Genomic DNA, 17,922 nt, shown 5'->3' on the forward strand with positions numbered 1-17,922 from the left:
TTTTCTTGAAATGTTCAAAATTATTTCAAAAAATAAACACAAAAAAACAGGAAGAGGCAAATCTTCCCGCCGGGTTATAATGTATGAAGCCTTTTAAGCAAAGGTTTTTTCCAGCTCTCGGCCAGTTCTTCAAGATCAGCAAGCTTTTTGATATCTTCTTGTGAGGATTCTTTTTTCTTCATAATCTGGTTGGCTTCTTCAACGGTTATAGCAGCTGGATGAATGTGTATACGTTCCAGGCGGCTTTCTGCTCCTACCTTTCCTTCTGTTAAAACGCGAAAGTAAAAGCCTGTATAGCCTGTTTCATCCACCAGCGAAACAAGCGTTGGTTCACTATAGCGTGCAGCCAGTTTAAAACACGGCTGCCGCGGCTGGCTGATTTGCACTACCGCTTCACCAAGCTGAAAAATATCCCCGATATGGACGTCTGTTTCAAGCAGTCCGGCTGCTGTAATATTTTCACCAAACGCAGCTTGCGGCATCGGCCTGCCCAGTGTTTCCGCCCAGTATGTATAGTGCTCATACGGGTATACACAAACCGCTTTGTCTTCCCCGCCATGATGAACAAGATCTGCCTGTCCATCTCCTTCGAATCCTGTTCTCGATAAAAAAATGGCCTGTTGCACAGGTGCCTTTTGAATGCCGGATTGAACAATTTTTTTTCCATACGGCAAATCAGCCGGTTTGCCGACGTTAACAGATAGAACTTTCATGTATATCCCACCTTAAAAATAATCAGGAATCGGCTCCTGCAGTATGCGCTCATATAAAAACTGATCTGCCCGGACCATACATAAGCCATGGGCATGATGCTGATAAGCAGGAGGCAGCGCTTGAAAGCCAAGCCTTTCATAATAAGCTGTGCCGATTTCACTGTAAAGCATAAACGCAGCAGCCGGGTGCTTGTCCATGCATTGTGTAAGAAGAGCTGTACCAAGCCCCTGTCCCCTGAAACCAGGTTCAACGACAACAGAGCCAATGCCGTACAAGTAAGGGCGCAGCCGAAGCAGCATTAATGAGGCCGCAATCTCCCTGTCCGCGCCTTCTAACACATAACGGGTACCGTAAGCTTCCTCTTTTTGATTGTCTTCTATGTACTCGGCAAGCGACCGTCCTTTGGGCCATTCCCGGTGCCCAAGCTCATAAAGTTTTTGCCGTTCCTCTGGCAGTGCTTCACGCAGCAGCATCTATTCTTTCCTCCTTTCTTTTCCATCGTACAAAAAAACCGTCCCCAAACGCAAGGACGGTTTTTTGTTCTTTAGACGCCTACAGGCTGCATTGCTGGCGCGTATGTTTGCTGAATGATCTTCATATCCGCTTCAGCCAGCTGCGGTACTTGATAATAGCCGTTTTTATTTTGATAAATCGAAATTTCATATGCCATCTCAATGCAGTTCGGAAGAGAATCCGCTAAAACGCGGCGGACAACCGGGTTTGTACATTCAAGAGCGGCCATTGTTTTAAATGTAGATGCCGATTTATGAGCGCCGAGAAGAAAGGTTGAAATCACTTGGTCATTAATTTCATTTTCCGACCCAACCGGAGCTATTGGCTCTTTTGATTGAAGGCCGTATTGGAAGTTGTTGTCCTGTTTCATTTTATAGCTTTTTGTTGGAACGGCAGGATCTTTTCCGGAACGGAAACAGTCAAGTGTCGTATTGTATTCCTGCTCGATAAATGTATACTGGCGGTTTAGGATATCAAGCAGTTCTGAATCCTTTACCATTGGGCGCAGCATTGTGATTTTGTTTAATGTGCTGACTGTCATAGTGAGTACTTCGCGAACATCAAGCAGCTCGTGTGCGCTATGGTTAAATTGCGGTGAAGTCATCTAAATCGCCTCCTGAATAAAGTGTGATGCTCAAATAGTGTGTGGCATCCAACTCGATTTATTCAGAAATGAGCATGGTTGATGTTGTCACTTGCGACCTGAACGTGTAAAAATGGTATATATTAAAATAAAAGATCCAAACTAAAGGAGTATGCCTTATGAATAAAAAAGATCTTGAGGAACACATTATAAATCAATACAAACAGGATGAGCATATGATGGTGCTTGTGTTTGCGCAGTGGTGTGTAAACCATGACCTTGATCCAGCCGACTTATATAAGCGTGCGTATCCAGGCCAAAAGGAGAACGATGTGTTAAACCAGGCAATCGAATTAACCGTGCCGAAAGAAGAAGCCGGCCATATTTCGGATGAAACCCTCCTGAATGTCTTATCTCTTTATGGCAACGACGACCTTGCTTTTGTGGTAAGCGAGGAAATGAGAAAATGCACGAAAAAACCGGATTGAGCTACTCAATCCGGTCCTTACTTATGTTAACCCTGACTCGGGGCGCCAGGTTGCCCGGTTATCATCTTCGATAATGCCGAGTGTCACATCACTGATTTCACTTTCCTCTAAAAGCCGATTTTTTACGCGGAATTTAATATCATCGGCTTCGGCAAGGGAAAGGCCTTTTCGAAGCTCTATCACCCCATCTACATGATAAAAGCGGCCTTCCTGTATAATACGCAGGTGGTGGATATCGACTGTATCTTCATCCTGTAAAATGGTATTGGCTGTTTTTTGTTCAATTTCAACCGGTGCCGCTACGCCAATTAAGCCAATCATATTATCATACCCAACACGAAATGCTACACCTACCATTAATAAACCGATCAAAATGGTAATCACGCCATCCGCGGCCAAAATGCCAAAAAACTGAGCAAGCGTAATGCCAATAATCGCTAAAATCGCTCCGGAAGTGGCTACAAGATCTTCATAAAAAACAAGCCGGGTTGCCGGCGACGCTTTACCAACGTTTTTAAATGCCTGTATAAAAACATTTCCTTTTTTCTCTACGCGTGCTTCCTCTAAAATTTCCTTCATGGCTTTAAACAAAATAAAGCCATCGATGATAACCGCGGCTAAAAGAACCATCACATTCAGCCAGAAGTCTGTTGCCTGTTCAGGATGCTGAAGGAGCTTCCAGCCTTTTAAAATGGTCTCATACGCCATAATTGAAACGACAATCACGGCAATCATGCAAAAGATATTCACCAGCCGGCCAAATCCTGTTGGAAACCTTTTTGAAGGCCGCATTTCAGCCAGTGCACTTCCGAAATAAACAAATCCTTGATTAATGGCGTCTGCCAGTGAATGCATGGCAGAAGCAAACATCGTTCCGCTTCCGCTAAAAGCAGCGGCGATAAATTTTAAAACCGCTAACACTGTATTGCCCAATGCTGCAATACCCGATGACGTGTTTCCTTTTCGCATTAATGAACCAATTCCCATAAGCCGCCTCCTTTTTTCTATATCTATACCCGATAAAAAGGATACCTACTCTTGAAAGATAAACAGCACACTTCCATCCTTTCTTCTTTAGAGAAATAATTTTTATGGACATATAACGGCCGGCCGCCGCCCCTGCAAAATCGAAAACAAGCTTCCCTGCATTCTTTTTTCATTTCCTATCTCCGCCATTCTCATGAGTCAACATCCTTATACGAGCTTTTGATGAAAAGGAAGGGCCATTCTGAAAGAGCCAGGCCTCCATTCTTTTAAAAAGGACAGCGTTTGATTGGCGTTCTTTAAGGTAATAGGGTAAGAAATAAAAAGCTTTGAGAAGAAAGAAGGGATAGGATGTTTTTTTGGTGGAGTTTCGTTTTGGCCATTGGATTGGCCCTCCTTCACTTTTTTTCGAAAAACATGGCGTTTCTGTCAGTGAATCCGCGCAGCCGGTTTCTTTCTATTGCTGGCGGAATTGCCGTCGCGTATGTGTTTATTCATCTTCTTCCCGAATTACACCGCTACCAGAATGAAATCGAAAAAGAGATGAAACAGGGCGTGCTCGGCTATATGGATAACCATATTCTGTTCGTTTCCCTGCTGGGCCTTGTTGTTTTTTATGGATTGGAGCGCCTCGTGAAAGTGTCCAAACGGAAAGGAGCAGGCAGGGAAGCAAATAAAGCGTCTGCCGGTGTATTTTGGCTTCATATGGCTTCATTTTTTCTTTATAACATGGTGATTGGCTATCTTTTAATTCGTGAGGAGTATGAGAGCACTTGGGGCATGTTCTTTTTCTTTTTAGCCATGGGTGTTCACTTCGTTATTAATGACCACAGCCTTCGTGAAGCCCATGAAGCTGTGTATGATCGATATGGAAGGCTGCTTTTAACAGCTGCTATCCTGATCGGATGGTGCATCGGGGCCGTAGCAGAGGTGAATGAATTAATTATCTCGCTCCTTGTTGCCTTTATTTCCGGAGGCGTGATTTTAAACGTAATGAAAGAAGAGCTGCCGGAGGAAAGAGAAAGCAGCTTCGGTGCTTTCAGCATGGGGATCGCAGCATATACTGCGCTTTTATTGCTCATTTAAGGAAGCAAAGCGGCCGGTCATTTCTTTTAAACGTGATCCAGGCGGACACAAAAAAAGCCGGGAAGACCCGGCTTTTTATTTTACGATATTTGCTTTTTCGAGCGTGTTCATCATACTTTGTATGTAGCTTGCCTGCTGCTTTCTTGCCTGTTCTTCCTTGCTGCTTGTACTAAAAGCAGCGTACATTGCGACCTCGTCATTCACAGCGTCCTTTAGTTCTTCCCACATCTTTTTGTAATCCATTTTCGAACCACCTTTTGTATGGTAATAAACTGTTAACTTATTTTATAACGGACGCCCTTATGCTCGCAATCCCTTTTTACTGTTTATGCCAGATTTCTTTCCTGTTTTTTTATAAAAATGCTCGTTAAAATAAGCTTTCTTAACGGACGTAAGACGTTTCCCGGGGGGTGGATAATTAGGTGTATTTTTTCGATTAGAGTTTGAGAAAAGGGAAAGGTACATACAGAACCCTGTACCATCTGTCCAATATCCTTCTTTCCCGTCTTGTTCTTTTTTGTAAAAACAAGAAAAAAGAGGATGTACGCCATAAAGCTGCTTCCCTTTCTAGGAAAGCAGCTTTATTGGGTTCAGCCTCTGCCCGCTTGAAAACCGGGATACTTCGTCATGCCTCCGTCCGCAAAAAGCGTGATGCCTGTTACGTAGCTTGATTCTGAAGAAGCAAGCCAGGCGGCAGCAGCCGCGATTTCTTCCGGTTTTCCGATATAACCCATTGGAATGAGCGATTCGACGTCTGCTTTTGCCTTCGGATCCGAAAACTTCTCGGCATTAATCGGCGTATCAATGGCTCCAGGTCCGATGCTGTTCACACGGATGCCTTTCGGGGCATATTCAAGCGCCAATGTCTGCGTCAGCATGTTCACGCCGCCTTTACTAGCCGCATAATGGACAAAATGCGGCCATGGGATCACTTCATGAACGCTGGACATATTAATGACATTTCCTTTAATCCCGTGATCGAGCATATAAGAGATGGCTTCACGGCAGCCGAGAAACATTCCGGTTAAATTGGTGTCTATGACTTTGTTCCAATCATCCAGGCTCAGCTTTTCGGATGGAACCTCATTTTCAATTCCGGCGTTGTTAATCATGATATCAACAGAGCCGAACGCTTCTGCTGTTTTTGTAATCAAGGCTTTTACATCCTGCTCCTTTGACACATCTCCCTGCAGCCAAATCGCTTCCCCGCCGGCTTGCTGTACTTCCTGGGCTACCTTTTTCCCGTCTTCTTCATTTTGATAATAATTTACGGCTACCTTCGCGCCTTCACGCCCAAAGCGGACAGCCATCGCCCGGCCCAGCCCTGAAGAAGCGCCGGTAATCACCACTGCTTTTCCTTTTAAGTCAGGATACATGCTTCTTCCTCCTTTAGTGATATTACGTTTTTGTAAAACCGACGAGCACGCCGCCGGCTGCGATAAGCAGACAGCCCGCGAGCACAAGGACAAGCTGCTTTTTCGTTTTCTTTTCTCCTAATAGAAAAATGCCGCCCAGTGTTGAAATGATGACACCCGTTTGAGACAAGGAGAAGCTGGTGGCCACGCCGATCCGGGGTACGGATAAAAGCAGTCCGAGATTGCCGATGCCCCAAAGAATGCCAGACAAAGTATTGCGTAAAGCATACTTGTTAAAGGGCTTATGTTTAAGCGTCAGCAGCACGGCTCCAATAAACATACCGATCGCTTGAGGCAGAATAGCGGCCCAGCTGTCGATGTTGAACCAGCGGATAATCACAACATAGAGCAGGTATCCCGCTGTCGAAATGAGCAGCAGAAGCAGCCCTTTTCGCCGGCTGCCCGATCTTTTACTTGGGTCTTCTCCGCCTCCTGTAATCGATGTCAGTACGACCCCTGTGATAATCAGTACGATCGATATAATCCCTAGTAAAACCGCTGTAGCAGTCGTCCACTCTTTAAAGACAATAACGCCAAAAAGAGTCGTAGCGGCCAGCTGCATACCAGTAGAAATCGGAACGGCTTTTGAAACGCCAAGATGCGGTACACTGCCGAGCTGGTTTTTCTGGCCAACTGCCCAGAAAAGGCCGGAAACAACACCCGCCATCCAGGCCGTTGTATTCACAAAAGGCTGGGCCCACAGATACATACCGAAAGCAAACACAAGCGCTCCAATGGTAATGCCGAGAGTCTGGCTATGAGAATCGCCGCCTAATTTTACGCTCACCAATACGATACTTCCCCATGTCAAAGCAGGAAGAAGTGCAATTAAAATCGTTATCATTCTAAGTCCCTCAGTTCTTCTGTTCTTGGGCATCTACAGGTTATGAGCGCTCTATCTATACAGAAGATAGCTTTTGTCCAATGCAAAACGATTATACGCAAAAAAACGCTTAGTCTTAAACTAAGCGTAATCGGCAGAACCACATTTTTATGAAAGCGTATACAAAAAACCTGTAAAGAATGGGACCCTTGCTGTTCACGGCAGCTCAGGCGTGCCGTTGATCTGATGTTTCATCATTCATAACCTGCTCAGCCCGGCCAATATAGTGCACACCCTCCATCAGCTGCGAAGCATCACAAATTAAATGAACCAGTGTTTCTTTTTTCGTCCATGCAATTAAATCATTCGCCAGAATAGGCTTTTGGCACTTGCTGCAGCACCAATTTATGTTTCGCTTCATTTTGTCCACGCACCCTTTTTTTCTTTCTATCATACCGTTCCATAAAAGAAAAGCGTGTCAAACGACAACCGATTTTTTTGGCATGTTTTGTCGAATGCTTTTCCTTTGTTCTATATCGCCATGCGGACACATTACCTTCGTGATACATATGATGAAGAGCAGGATTTAAATTTAATGGGCGGAGGGGAAGCAATATGTATCCATACTGGCATCCTTATTATGGTTTTTATGGCATGATGCCTTACGAAGCTGTCCCAGCTGACGTGATCAGCGCGCAGGGGCAGCCAGACAGATTAGGACGTCGCTGGATTGTTCAAGAAGGTGCCTGGCGGGCCGTCTGGACGCGGCGTGGAAACAGTAACGTGTTTGATGGAAGATGGTCGCTGGCAGGTCAGCCGGATATCACGGCCGTTCTAACCATTTATACAGCTGGATCCTTTGTTTTTGTGCTGCGCCGAAACAGCAGCGATGGGAACAACTGCAATTATACAGGAAACTTCGGTGCTGACGGCCGGACGGTAAGCGGACAATTTATTTGTAACCGCGGCGGCGGCACGTGGAGTGCCGTAATTGAACGGCGCCAGCAGCCCGATGACCGGGACCGGCTCGGCCGGAGATGGGATGAGCAGGAAGGCGCCTGGCGCGGGGTATGGACACGTCGCGGGAATAGCAACATCTTTGATGCAAGATGGACACAGCCCGGTCAAACGCCTGTTACCGCTGTTTTAACGATTACACTGCAAGGAAATAACGTCCGCATTCAAAGACGAAACAGCAGCGACGGAAACAACTGTGACTACAGAGGCACACTGTCTGCAGACGGCAGAACAGCGTCCGGCCAATTTACCTGTGACCGCGGCGGCGGCAGCTGGAGCGCTACGATTACGCGGTAACGCAAAAAGGCTTCCGGATAACCGGAAGCCTTTTGATTATTCGCCTGCTTTTTCTGCCAAGTATTCCCATCTTTCCATCATGTGATCAAGCTTTTCTTTAAGTTCTGTTTCTTCTGCCATTAACAGATTTAATTTCTCAAAATCACTGCCAGCAGTCGCCATTTCCTCTGAGATCGCTGCCAGCCGCTGCTCTGCGGCTTCCATGTCATCCTCAATCGTTTCCCATTCGCGTGTTTCCGAATACGACATTTTCTTTTTTCGTTCCGGGCGCGGCGGTGCAGCTGCCGCTTTTGGCTTCGCTTCTTCAACAGGTGCCTCCTGCTTTTCTTCCAAAAACTCAGAGTAGCTTCCGTAGTAAAAATCGACGGTACCCTGCCCTTTGAAAACAAGCAGCTGGTGACACACTTTATCAAGGAAGTAGCGGTCATGGGATACCGTTACCACTACACCGGAAAAGTGTTCCAAATAGTCTTCTAAAATCGTCAGGGTCTGCGTGTCGAGATCATTCGTTGGTTCGTCTAGTAAAAGAACGTTTGGTGCGGACATTAAAATATTTAATAAATAAAGGCGCCGCTTTTCCCCGCCTGAAAGCTTTCGGATCAATGTGCCATGCGTATGCATAGGGAACAAAAACTTTTCCAGCATCTGTGCAGCTGAAACGAAGCTGCCGTCTTTAAGCTGAATTGATTCGGCGGTTTCCCGAATGTACTCGATCATCCGCATGCTCTCGTCCATATCTTCGTTTTCCTGTGTATAGTATCCGATTTTCACAGTCTGCCCCTGGTCCAGACTGCCGGCATCTACTGTCTCCCGGCCGGCGATAATATTAAGCAGTGTGGATTTCCCGCTGCCGTTGCGTCCGACAATTCCAATCCGGTCCCCCCGTTTAAACAAAAAGGAAAAATCGGTTAAAATCGCCTGGCTGCCAAAAGATTTTTGAATGTTTTGAAGCTCGAGTACTTTTTTGCCAAGACGGGCGCCGCCAAGGTCCATTTGAAGGGATTCGCTGCTGTGCTTCTGTTTCACTTCCGCATCCAGGACTTCAAAGCGCTGAATACGGGCTTTTTGTTTGGTTGTGCGGGCTTTGGCTCCTTTGCGCATCCAGGCAAGCTCTTTTTTAAACAAGCTTTCTTTTTTGCCCTGCTCAAGCGTCTCGTTTTCTTCCCGAATAGCTTTTGATTCGAGGAAGTCTGCATAATTGCCTTTGTACTCATACAACTTTCCGCGCTCAAGCTCCCAAATTTTATCCGCGACGGCATCGAGAAAATACCGGTCATGCGTAACAAACAGCACCGCTTTCTGCGATTTCTTCAAGTATTCCTGAAGCCATTTAATACTGTCATAGTCCAAGTGGTTCGTCGGCTCATCCAAAATAAGCAGATCCGGTGTTTCAATGAGCGTTTTAGCAAGAGCAGCCCGCTTTTTCTGGCCGCCGGACAGTTCAGACAGCTTTTGCCCAAAATTCGGCAGGCCCAGCTTTGTTAAGATCGTTTTGGCTTCCGCACTTGTATCCCATGCGCCCAGGTCAGCCATTCGCTGCTGCTGCTTCATAAGCTCCTGCTGCACCGATTCGTCTTCGGCATTTTCCTGCAGCCGAAGAAGCGCCCGCTCATACTCTTTAATTGCCGAAAAAACCGGTGATTGGCTGGCATATAAATAATCCATAATAGTCAGGTTTTCATCAAAGTCCGGATTTTGGGACAGGTAGGAAATCGAATAGTCATTCGGATGGTCCTTTTTTCCTTCGTCCCAGTCATCCAGGCCGGCAATCACGTTTAAAAGTGTTGTTTTGCCAGTTCCATTGATACCGAGAATACCAATTTTATCTCCTTCTGTGATCGAAAAAGAAATATGCTGAAACAGCTCTTTTTCCCCTACTGTTTTTGTTACGCCTTCCATTGTAAAAACGTTCATGGTTTTCCCCTTTTCATGCTGGTCTTTTTTCATTTTACCATTCTTACCTGTATAATGGACCCGAGGTGGTTGAATTGGTTAAAACGATTTTGCTCTCCGGCTACAAAAGCCATGAGCTTGGCATATGGGATCAAAAACACCCTGGCATTTCCGTGATCAAACTTGCCCTTGAGGGGCGGCTGCGTACGCTTATTGACGAGGGGCTTCAGTGGGTGATTATCGGAGGACAGCCCGGCGTGGAGCTGTGGGGAGCGGAAGTGGTTTTTTCCTTGAAAGAAGAGTTTCCGGACTTAAAGCTCGGTGTTCTAACCCCTTTTTTAGAGCAGGAAAAAAACTGGAAGGAAGAACGGCAGGATTACTATAACAGCATTATCGACCAGGCCGATTTTGTAGATGCCGTATCTAAAAAGCCGTACATAGGGCCCTGGCAGTTCAAAGCGAGAGATGAGTTTTCACTCGACAATACGGACGCGCTTCTGCTCGTTTACGATGAAGAAAGAGAAGGGTCGCCCAAGTTTTTAAAAGCAGCAGCGGATAAACGGACGGAACAAGGCGATTATGCGGTTTTCATGATCACGATGTATGACCTGCAGACAGCAGCGGAAGAGCTGCAGGAGCGGGAGCGTACCGACTTTTATTAAATCGGCAGCATGACCCGTAAAAAAAGGAACCTGATTCAGGTTCCTTTTTTGATTGCATCGTTTTATTTATATTCCACTGTAATATGAGCGGCAGCGTTCTCTGCCTGTTCACGCGCTTGCCCGACTGTTTCAGCACTGTTTAGCACAACAGCCATGCGGCGGCCTTTTTTTGTTTCCGGCTTTCCAAACACACGCACCTGCGTGTCGGGTGCTGCCAGTGCTTTTTCAACCCCTTTAATTTCATAAGAAGACTGCTCTTCCCAAGCTTTGATCGTACGGCTCGCGCCAGGTGAAAGAAGGCGGATTCCTGGAATCGGAAAACCAAGGACAGCCCGGATGTGGATGGCAAACTCAGATAAATCCTGGGTTACCATGGTCACCATTCCGGTATCGTGCGGACGCGGTGATACCTCGCTAAAGTAAATGCCGTTTTCGGTAATAAACAGCTCCACGCCAAATAAACCATAACCGCCAAGCGCATCTGTTATTTTTTGAGCAATTGCTTCTGCTTCTGCGATCTGGCCCTCCGTCATGTGATGCGGCTGCCATGATTCGATATAATCGCCGTCTTCTTGAATATGGCCGATTGGCGCACAGAAGGCCGTGCCGGAAACGGAACGGACGGTTAACAATGTAATTTCGGATTCAAACGTAATAAACTCTTCTACAATGACCCGTGTTTTTTTCGCCCGTCCTCCTTCAAGCGCGATATTCCAGGAAGACTCTATCTCTTCTTTTGAGCGGCAGACGCTTTGTCCTTTGCCGGATGAACTCATAATCGGCTTAATCACACATGGTGTACCGATCGTCTCTACCGCTTCCTGCAGCTCTTCAAGCGTATTGGCAAAAGCATATTTTGCAGTAGGCAGTCCCAGTGTTTCGCTGGCAAGACGGCGGATTCCTTCGCGGTCCATCGTTAAATTTGCGGCTTTCGCTGTTGGCACGACATGATATCCTTCTTCCTCCAGCTCGATTAGTGTCTCAGTCGCAATGGCTTCAATTTCCGGAATAATAAAGTCGGGCTTTTCCTGTTCAATTAGGGCACGCAGCGCTACCCCGTCCAGCATATTGATTACATGGGAGGAATGGGCAACCTGCATGGCGGGCGCCTGCGCGTAACGGTCTACCGCAATCGTTTTTACGCCAAGCCGCTGTGCTTCAATCACCACTTCCTTACCCAATTCTCCCGACCCGAGCATCATAATCGTTTTTGTTTTTAATCCAGTCATCTTCATATTCTCCTTAACATCCGCCATTGGTGGCTTTTTCTCTTCTTTTTCTGTTTCCGAATCCATTATAACACGCAAATAACGAACATATTCATTTGAATGCCAATAAATTATTCGCCTGACGGAACACGTTAACTTTTTAAAAAAGAGGGAAAACAGAAAACAGAATAAGAAAGCGGGTGACGGAATGATACAGAGCGATACAAATACATGCCTGTTATGTGAAAACGAGCAGTCTTTAATACCAATCAAACAGCACTTTATGTGCAGCGAATGCCTGGATGAAGGAAATGACTGGCGGCTGGCACAATGGGAATCGTGGTTTCAAAAGCGGATCAGCCGGTATTTGCATTTATGCCATAAATGCTTAAAAACGGATGATATCGAAGCAGTTCATCAAGCCCGGGTAACAGGAAGAAAGATCCTGGCTTTACTCCAGTTTTTAAACGTACCTAAAAATCATTCTGTTATAAAAGGGTTAAAAAACATCCATTCTTTGCTTAACCCGGTGCGTGAAGCCGATGTGTTTTTAGAGGCATTTGAGAGCCGGAACCATAAGGTTCACCAGCAGCTTTTTAAAAAGGTCCGCAAAAAACGAAAAAAGCTGCAAAAAAAGCTGCAGCAAGGCCTGCCTCCATTAATCGAAAAAGCGAGCCGCCGGCTGTCAGCTTTTGCTGCGGAGGAAATGCCTTTTTACGCATTATCCATTGACCCGGAGGCCCAAATCCTTTTGTTTGAAAACCAATTCAACGATAAAATTGAGCGATACAAGCAGTCCGTGGACGCATATGGGAAGCGGGCACCTGAATCCATTAAAGCTCTTCACAAAGTACGAATTCAATCTAAAGCGCTCCGCTACATGTACGCAGAGCTCGGCAGCTTGCTGGGACAGGACTTTTCAAAAAAAGAAAAGCATTACAAAGACATTCAAAGCCAGTTTGGCGAGATTAACGATGTGCAGGACTGGCTGAATAAGCTGGATCGTTACCAAAACAAGCTGGATGCTTCTGAAGAAGAAGTGGCTGCTGTCGAAAAAAAGTGGCAGAACCGATTAAAAGTGCTTCTCGAGGAAGTCGAACTTATACTCGTAGAAAACCGGGCAGGCTAATGTATGCCAATCCTGCCGCGCATTGAAATAATGATAAAAAAGCCGCCAACAGGCGGCTTTTTTATCATCCCTTATTTCGTATACGGGCAACTTCATCCGCCACAAACTGTACATTCGTGCCGACAATGACTTGAATACTGTTCGGGCCTACAATATGGGTGCCCGGCACACCGGTTGATTTGATTTTTACTTCGTCTACTGCTTTCATATCTCTGACTTCAACGCGCAGACGGGTCACACAGTTATCAATGGAAACAACATTGGCGTCACCGCCCAGCCCTTCGTAAATGACGGCTGCCATTTTCACGAATCGGCTTCCTGAAGCAGTATCTTCAATTTGTGCTGTTTCTTCTTCCCGCCCCGGTGTTTTCAAATCAAACTTTTGAATTAAAAACCGGAACATAACGTAATAAATCAGGCCAAAGACAAGACCCTGTAAAAGCAGCATATACGGCATGTTGGCGAGCGGCAGCCTTGAACTGAGTACAAAATCAACAAGCCCTGCACTAAAGCCGAAGCCTGCGGTCCAGTGGAAAAACGCAGCTACTGCAAGAGACAGCCCGGTCAATGCCGCATGCACGACATATAGCGCCGGTGCTAAAAACATAAAGGAGAATTCCAGCGGTTCTGTCACACCAGTGAAAAAGGACGCGAATCCAGCCGCAAGCAATAGAGACGCAGCCTGCTTTTTCCGCTTCGTTTTGGCTGTATGATACATCGCCAGCGCCGCAGCCGGAAGACCGAACATCATCACCGGGAAAAATCCCGCCTGGTACATCCCAGTTACACCTTTTTCACCAGTTCCGGACCAAAAATTGCCGATATCATTAATCCCCGCTACATCAAACCAAAAAACAGAGTTTAAAGCGTGGTGAAGACCGGTTGGAATCAGGAGACGGTTGAAAAAGCCGTACAAGCCGGCACCAATAAAATCAAGCTTGCTGATCGCCGTTCCAAATGAGACGAGTGCTGTGAAGATAACAGGCCAGACAAAAAACAATACACCGGAGATAACAAGCATCGCCACCGCCGTCATAATCGGCACGAGACGTTTGCCGCTGAAAAAAGCAAGCGCATCATGAAGCTGCACATGACTAAACCGGTTATACATCACAGAAGCCACAATACCCGATAAAATACCGATAAACTGATTCCCGATTTTTTCAAATGCCGCATTGACGTTTTCAGGGTCCGTCCCTTGCAGCATGGCCACCGAATCGGTTGACAGGAGTGTAGTAACTACGAGATAAGCAACCAGCCCGCTTAGCGCTGCCGATCCATCTTTGTCTTTTGACATGCCAAGCGCAACCCCGACTGCAAACAAAATCGCCATATTATCAATAATGGACGATCCCGCTTTAATTAAGAAAGCGGCGGCCGCATTGTCTGCTCCCCATCCGGCCGGATCAATCCAGTAGCCGATTCCCATCAAAATCGCGGCAGCCGGAAGTACAGCTACCGGCAGCATTAACGAACGGCCAATATTTTGCAGATATTTCATCATGAATATCCATCCCCCTTAAAAAGTAAATTAGAAAACGGTTTCGTTAACAGCACTTTATCACGCGTTAAGTATAGATGTCTATACCAATTAATGAAATTTTAAAAGTATAACCCCGTAAATTTTGAGAATAAAGCTGACAATTGGTATAGACAACTAGTTTTTAATCGGTTACACTGAAATTAAACATATACAAAATGAGGTGCTGTAAAATGAAGGAATATGTGATAAAAGGCGGCTCCGTTTATGCAGAAAACGAAGTATTTTCTCCTGGATTTGTTCATATAACAAACGGGAAAATTGCTGCTGCAGGCCCCTTGTCAGCGTGTCCATCTGACGTGCCGTCTATTTCCACTTCTGCTGAGTCAATGATTCTGCCTGGAGCCGTTGACATTCATATTCACGGTGCAGCCGGTGCCGATACAATGGATGCCACACAGGCTTCCCTGCATAAAATGGCGGCGTATCTTCCATCCGAAGGCACTACCACTTTTTTGCCGACGACTATGACACAAGCAAAAGAAGCAATTGAACAAGCGCTAAACTGCTTTTCACATTATGAACAAAAGCCGGGTGAAGCAGAAATAGCGGGTATTCATTTAGAAGGCCCTTTTATTTCTCCAAAACACCCTGGCGCCCAGCCGCGTGAAGCGATTCAGAAGCCGGACGTAGAGCAGTTTCAAAAATGGAATACGCTCTCCGGTGAAAAGGTCCGCCTCGTTACACTGGCACCCGAAGAAAAATACGGAATGGACCTTGTCGCTTATTTAACACAATCAGGTGTTACCGCATCCGCCGGCCATACCGATGCTACATTTGATGAACTCTGCAGGGCGGCCGAAGCCGGACTGACCCATATCACCCATCTCTATAATGGAATGCGGGGCATGCACCACCGTGAACCCGGTACTGCCGGAGGTGCCTTGCTTCACAGCGGGCTTTATGTGGAAATGATCGTGGACGGCATTCATATCCATCCGCAGATGGTGCGTCTTGCCTTCGAACAAAAAACAGCGGACCGGACTATATTGATTACGGATTCTATGCGCGCTAAAGGCGTACCGGACGGAGAGTATGAGCTTGGCGGACAGGCGGTCACCGTCCAAAACGGGAGGGCTGTTCTTGAAGACGGTACCCTGGCCGGCAGCACGTTATCTATGCAGGGAGCCATTCAAAACATGCGGAAGTTTACGGACTGCACGATACGGGATATTGTTAAAATGACCGCTGAAAATCCAGCTAAGCAGGTACGGCTGTTCGAGCGAAAAGGAAGTATTGCACCAGGAAAAGACGCCGACCTTGTCGTGTACGATGGACAGTTTTGTGTACAAAAAACGATTTGCCGCGGCGTTGTGGCATTCGAAAAGGAGAGGGAAAAATGAAGATCATCCGCGTTTCCGACTATGAAGCAATGAGCAAACGAGCCGCAGATGTTTTAATAAAAAAGATCAAAAAACTTCCCGCTCCTGTTATCGGCCTGGCGACAGGATCTACACCGAAAGGGATGTACGAGCAGTTCATTTCTGCACATCAAAATGAAGGCATTTCCTTTCGGCATGTGACGACCTTTAATTTAGATGAATATATCGGACTGCCGCCGTCTGATCCGAACAGCTACCATTCTTTTATGCAGGAAACCTTTTTTCAGCATGTTGATATCCCATTTGAAAATATCCATATACCTAATGGAGAAGCGTCTCTTTTAGAAAATGAGTGTACCCGGTATGAAGCGCTCATTGATAAAAAAGAAATCGATGTGCAGGTGCTCGGCATCGGCGAAAACGGGCATATTGGCTTTAACGAGCCAGGCACATCCTTCGACCAAATCACCCATGTGACGACACTGACCGATTCTACCCGGCAGGCAAACGCCCGGTTTTTCCAATCGGCAGAAGCAGTTCCGAAGCAGGCGATTACAATGGGAATTGCATCTATTATGAAAAGCCGTGAGATTCTTTTGCTTGCCTCAGGCTTGCGAAAAGCAGAAGCAGTCGCGCGCTTGTTTTCAGGAAATATCTCAGAAGATTTCCCGGCGTCTGTACTGCACCTTCACCCATGTGTTACAATAATAGCAGACAACGAAGCGCTTTCATTGTCGAATATGGAAGGAAAAACGATATGATTGACAAACGCTCGCCTGTGCCAATTTACTATCAGCTTGAACATGTGATTCGCCAGCAAATCGATACGGGTGAATTACAGCCTGGTGACCTCATTCCTTCTGAACGGGAGTATGCCGAGCAGCTTGATGTCAGCCGGATGACCGTACGGCAGGCCATTACAAACCTCGTAAACGAAGGACTGCTGTACCGGCAAAAAGGCCGCGGCACGTTTGTGGCAGAACAAAAATTAGAACAAAACCTTTCTGGACTCACGAGTTTTACCGAAGATATGAGATCGCGGGGAATGGTCCCTGGCAGCACACTGCTTGCATTTCAAATTGTGCCGGCGGACAAAAAAGTGGCAGACCGGCTGTCGCTCGCTGAACATGCGCCTGTGTATGAAATCAAACGAATCCGGCTGGCTGATGAAGTGCCAATGGCCCTGGAGACTGTATATATGTCTGCCAACTTAATCAAAGGCTTAAGCGAAGCCATTATTACGGCTTCTCTTTACCACCATATAGAAGAAGAACTCGGCCTTGAGATTGGGCGTGCCGTTCAATCAATGGAGTCTGCGATCGTCAGCGAAGCAGAGCGGCCGCATCTGCTTGTGCCAAAAGGAGCGCCTGTTTTGCTCATTGAACGGCATACCTTCTTAAAAGACGGTACACCCCTTGAATATGTGAAGTCATCCTACCGCGCGGACCGCTACAAGTTCACGATCGACATAAACCGGTAAAGGAGCGGGATATGATGATGTACTTAAAATATGTTCACAGAGTTGCGGATATGCTTGTTGATGCAGCGCATAAACAAACAAGCCAGGCGGATATTGCTGCTGAATGGATTGTCAAAAGTGTCCGGCGAGGAGGTATTGTTCACGTATTCGGCTGCGGGCATTCGCACATGCTGGCGGAGGAACTGTTTTACCGGGCTGGAGGGCTCGCCTGCATTCAGCCGATTTTTTTAGAAGATGTGATGCTTCATAAAGGAGCCGTGCGCTCTTCGACATTTGAACGCCAAAACGGCTATATTGCTTCTTTGGAGGACCAGCTCGATATTCGGCCGGAAGATGTACTGATTGTCGTATCCACATCAGGCATTAACCCGGTTCCGATCGACATTTTGCTTCGCGGCCGAAAAGCAGGCGTGAAAACAATCGCTATTACTTCCTTAGAATATAGCCGAAGAGCCCAGACCCGGCACGAGGAAGGAACGACCCTGCGTGATGCCGCTGATCTTGTCATTGATAACAGCGCTCCTTATGGAGATGCGCTGTTATCAGACAAAAAAGCGCCAGCGCCGTTCGGGCCGGCGTCCACCCTGCTCAGTGCCGCCCTGTTAAATGGCATTATGGCTTCTGTGATCGCCAAAATGATTGAACGTGGATTGGAGCCGCCGATTTTTTTAAGCGGCAATCTGCCGGATGCCGATGAACATAACCGTATGCTGGTTGAACAATATAAAGAACGGATTCCTCTGCTTCGTTAAAACGCCCTTCCCTGCG

Annotated in this window: 20 protein-coding genes; 9 read left to right on the forward strand and 11 right to left on the reverse strand. The window is 46.6% G+C overall.

Translation table 11 applies throughout. From position 1 onward, the window contains the following. Window positions 1-74: 74 nt before the first annotated feature. The 3 genes from L2D08_RS06400 to L2D08_RS06410 form a co-directional block, all read right to left on the reverse strand. On the reverse strand, window positions 75-713 hold the full coding sequence (locus tag L2D08_RS06400; RefSeq protein ID WP_242232922.1) for an MOSC domain-containing protein: 639 nt from the start codon (window positions 711-713) through the stop codon (window positions 75-77). A gap of 12 nt (window positions 714-725) precedes the next feature. Next, window positions 726-1,187 carry a GNAT family N-acetyltransferase gene (locus tag L2D08_RS06405; RefSeq protein WP_242232923.1) on the reverse strand — a complete coding sequence of 154 codons (462 nt, stop codon included), beginning with the start codon at window positions 1,185-1,187 and terminating at the stop codon, window positions 726-728. A gap of 71 nt (window positions 1,188-1,258) precedes the next feature. Next, window positions 1,259-1,831 (reverse strand): spore coat protein, encoded by a 573-nt coding sequence (locus tag L2D08_RS06410; RefSeq protein WP_242232924.1) that lies wholly within the window; start codon window positions 1,829-1,831, stop codon window positions 1,259-1,261. 158 nt (window positions 1,832-1,989) lie between these two features. On the opposite strand from L2D08_RS06410, the gene L2D08_RS06415 reads away from it, so the two are divergent. Beyond that, window positions 1,990-2,298 carry a hypothetical protein gene (locus L2D08_RS06415; RefSeq protein WP_242232925.1) on the forward strand — a complete coding sequence of 103 codons (309 nt, stop codon included), beginning with the start codon at window positions 1,990-1,992 and terminating at the stop codon, window positions 2,296-2,298. A 21-nt stretch (window positions 2,299-2,319) separates the two neighbouring features. Here the strand turns inward: L2D08_RS06415 and L2D08_RS06420 are convergent, their stop codons facing one another. Further along, on the reverse strand, window positions 2,320-3,285 hold the full coding sequence (locus tag L2D08_RS06420; protein WP_242232926.1) for a cation diffusion facilitator family transporter: 966 nt from the start codon (window positions 3,283-3,285) through the stop codon (window positions 2,320-2,322). A gap of 348 nt (window positions 3,286-3,633) precedes the next feature. On the opposite strand from L2D08_RS06420, the gene L2D08_RS06425 reads away from it, so the two are divergent. Continuing rightward, entirely contained in the window at window positions 3,634-4,368 is a 735-nt protein-coding gene (locus L2D08_RS06425) for a hypothetical protein (protein ID WP_242232927.1), read from the forward strand. Between the two features lie 75 nt (window positions 4,369-4,443). Here the strand turns inward: L2D08_RS06425 and L2D08_RS06430 are convergent, their stop codons facing one another. The 4 genes from L2D08_RS06430 to L2D08_RS06445 form a co-directional block, all read right to left on the reverse strand. Then, on the reverse strand, window positions 4,444-4,611 hold the full coding sequence (locus L2D08_RS06430; protein WP_242232928.1) for a hypothetical protein: 168 nt from the start codon (window positions 4,609-4,611) through the stop codon (window positions 4,444-4,446). 347 nt (window positions 4,612-4,958) lie between these two features. Next, entirely contained in the window at window positions 4,959-5,744 is a 786-nt protein-coding gene (locus L2D08_RS06435) for a glucose-1-dehydrogenase (protein WP_242232929.1), read from the reverse strand. Window positions 5,745-5,766: 22 nt separating this feature from the next. Continuing rightward, entirely contained in the window at window positions 5,767-6,624 is an 858-nt protein-coding gene (locus L2D08_RS06440) for a GRP family sugar transporter (RefSeq protein WP_242233172.1), read from the reverse strand. A gap of 208 nt (window positions 6,625-6,832) precedes the next feature. After that, window positions 6,833-7,027, reverse strand: a complete 195-nt coding sequence (locus tag L2D08_RS06445; RefSeq protein WP_242232930.1) for a hypothetical protein — start codon at window positions 7,025-7,027, stop codon at window positions 6,833-6,835. Window positions 7,028-7,221: 194 nt separating this feature from the next. Between L2D08_RS06445 and L2D08_RS06450 the strand changes: the two genes are divergently transcribed. Continuing rightward, on the forward strand, window positions 7,222-7,920 hold the full coding sequence (locus L2D08_RS06450; RefSeq protein ID WP_242232931.1) for a hypothetical protein: 699 nt from the start codon (window positions 7,222-7,224) through the stop codon (window positions 7,918-7,920). Window positions 7,921-7,956: 36 nt separating this feature from the next. Here the strand turns inward: L2D08_RS06450 and L2D08_RS06455 are convergent, their stop codons facing one another. Then, on the reverse strand, window positions 7,957-9,834 hold the full coding sequence (locus tag L2D08_RS06455) for an ABC-F family ATP-binding cassette domain-containing protein (protein ID WP_242232932.1): 1,878 nt from the start codon (window positions 9,832-9,834) through the stop codon (window positions 7,957-7,959). Between the two features lie 74 nt (window positions 9,835-9,908). On the opposite strand from L2D08_RS06455, the gene L2D08_RS06460 reads away from it, so the two are divergent. Next, window positions 9,909-10,475 carry an SLOG family protein gene (locus tag L2D08_RS06460; protein WP_242232933.1) on the forward strand — a complete coding sequence of 189 codons (567 nt, stop codon included), beginning with the start codon at window positions 9,909-9,911 and terminating at the stop codon, window positions 10,473-10,475. Between the two features lie 62 nt (window positions 10,476-10,537). On the opposite strand, the gene purT is transcribed toward L2D08_RS06460, so the two are convergent. Next, window positions 10,538-11,704, reverse strand: a complete 1,167-nt coding sequence (gene purT / locus L2D08_RS06465) for a formate-dependent phosphoribosylglycinamide formyltransferase (protein ID WP_242232934.1) — start codon at window positions 11,702-11,704, stop codon at window positions 10,538-10,540. A 187-nt stretch (window positions 11,705-11,891) separates the two neighbouring features. Here purT and L2D08_RS06470 point away from each other — a divergent pair, with 187 nt between their 5' ends. Continuing rightward, window positions 11,892-12,812: a CHAD domain-containing protein gene (locus tag L2D08_RS06470; RefSeq protein WP_242232935.1), complete on the forward strand. Its 921-nt coding sequence runs from the start codon at window positions 11,892-11,894 to the stop codon at window positions 12,810-12,812. A gap of 64 nt (window positions 12,813-12,876) precedes the next feature. Here L2D08_RS06470 and nagE read toward each other — a convergent pair whose 3' ends face one another. After that, window positions 12,877-14,316: an N-acetylglucosamine-specific PTS transporter subunit IIBC gene (gene nagE, locus L2D08_RS06475; RefSeq protein ID WP_242232936.1), complete on the reverse strand. Its 1,440-nt coding sequence runs from the start codon at window positions 14,314-14,316 to the stop codon at window positions 12,877-12,879. A 209-nt stretch (window positions 14,317-14,525) separates the two neighbouring features. On the opposite strand from nagE, the gene nagA reads away from it, so the two are divergent. Genes nagA through L2D08_RS06495 form a run of 4 tightly spaced genes read left to right on the forward strand, consistent with a single transcriptional unit; the run spans window position 14,526 to window position 17,906 of the window. Next, entirely contained in the window at window positions 14,526-15,695 is a 1,170-nt protein-coding gene (gene nagA / locus L2D08_RS06480) for an N-acetylglucosamine-6-phosphate deacetylase (protein WP_242232937.1), read from the forward strand. Continuing rightward, entirely contained in the window at window positions 15,692-16,435 is a 744-nt protein-coding gene (nagB, locus tag L2D08_RS06485; RefSeq protein ID WP_242232938.1) for a glucosamine-6-phosphate deaminase, read from the forward strand. The genes nagA and nagB overlap by 4 nt, the downstream gene beginning before the upstream one ends. Then, window positions 16,432-17,154 (forward strand): GntR family transcriptional regulator, encoded by a 723-nt coding sequence (locus L2D08_RS06490; protein WP_242232939.1) that lies wholly within the window; start codon window positions 16,432-16,434, stop codon window positions 17,152-17,154. The genes nagB and L2D08_RS06490 overlap by 4 nt, the downstream gene beginning before the upstream one ends. Before the next feature lie 17 nt (window positions 17,155-17,171). Continuing rightward, window positions 17,172-17,906, forward strand: coding sequence for an SIS domain-containing protein (locus L2D08_RS06495; RefSeq protein WP_375337569.1), 735 nt, complete (start codon window positions 17,172-17,174; stop codon window positions 17,904-17,906). The last annotated feature ends 16 nt before the right edge of the window (window positions 17,907-17,922 follow it).

This window comes from Domibacillus sp. PGB-M46 (genome assembly GCF_022668875.1).
GTDB lineage: Bacteria > Bacillota > Bacilli > Bacillales > Domibacillaceae > Domibacillus.

Coding starts and splice junctions, on each gene's coding strand:
- L2D08_RS06400 (WP_242232922.1), bottom strand. CDS start 713: ATGAAAGTTCTATCTGTTAACGTCGGCAAACCGGCTGATTTGCCGTAT.
- L2D08_RS06405 (WP_242232923.1), bottom strand. CDS start 1,187: ATGCTGCTGCGTGAAGCACTGCCAGAGGAACGGCAAAAACTTTATGAG.
- L2D08_RS06410 (WP_242232924.1), bottom strand. CDS start 1,831: ATGACTTCACCGCAATTTAACCATAGCGCACACGAGCTGCTTGATGTT.
- L2D08_RS06415 (WP_242232925.1), top strand. CDS start 1,990: ATGAATAAAAAAGATCTTGAGGAACACATTATAAATCAATACAAACAG.
- L2D08_RS06420 (WP_242232926.1), bottom strand. CDS start 3,285: ATGGGAATTGGTTCATTAATGCGAAAAGGAAACACGTCATCGGGTATT.
- L2D08_RS06425 (WP_242232927.1), top strand. CDS start 3,634: ATGTTTTTTTGGTGGAGTTTCGTTTTGGCCATTGGATTGGCCCTCCTT.
- L2D08_RS06430 (WP_242232928.1), bottom strand. CDS start 4,611: ATGGATTACAAAAAGATGTGGGAAGAACTAAAGGACGCTGTGAATGAC.
- L2D08_RS06435 (WP_242232929.1), bottom strand. CDS start 5,744: ATGTATCCTGACTTAAAAGGAAAAGCAGTGGTGATTACCGGCGCTTCT.
- L2D08_RS06445 (WP_242232930.1), bottom strand. CDS start 7,027: ATGAAGCGAAACATAAATTGGTGCTGCAGCAAGTGCCAAAAGCCTATT.
- L2D08_RS06450 (WP_242232931.1), top strand. CDS start 7,222: ATGTATCCATACTGGCATCCTTATTATGGTTTTTATGGCATGATGCCT.
- L2D08_RS06455 (WP_242232932.1), bottom strand. CDS start 9,834: ATGAACGTTTTTACAATGGAAGGCGTAACAAAAACAGTAGGGGAAAAA.
- purT (WP_242232934.1), bottom strand. CDS start 11,704: ATGACTGGATTAAAAACAAAAACGATTATGATGCTCGGGTCGGGAGAA.
- L2D08_RS06470 (WP_242232935.1), top strand. CDS start 11,892: ATGATACAGAGCGATACAAATACATGCCTGTTATGTGAAAACGAGCAG.
- nagE (WP_242232936.1), bottom strand. CDS start 14,316: ATGATGAAATATCTGCAAAATATTGGCCGTTCGTTAATGCTGCCGGTA.
- nagA (WP_242232937.1), top strand. CDS start 14,526: ATGAAGGAATATGTGATAAAAGGCGGCTCCGTTTATGCAGAAAACGAA.
- nagB (WP_242232938.1), top strand. CDS start 15,692: ATGAAGATCATCCGCGTTTCCGACTATGAAGCAATGAGCAAACGAGCC.
- L2D08_RS06490 (WP_242232939.1), top strand. CDS start 16,432: ATGATTGACAAACGCTCGCCTGTGCCAATTTACTATCAGCTTGAACAT.
- L2D08_RS06495 (WP_375337569.1), top strand. CDS start 17,172: ATGTACTTAAAATATGTTCACAGAGTTGCGGATATGCTTGTTGATGCA.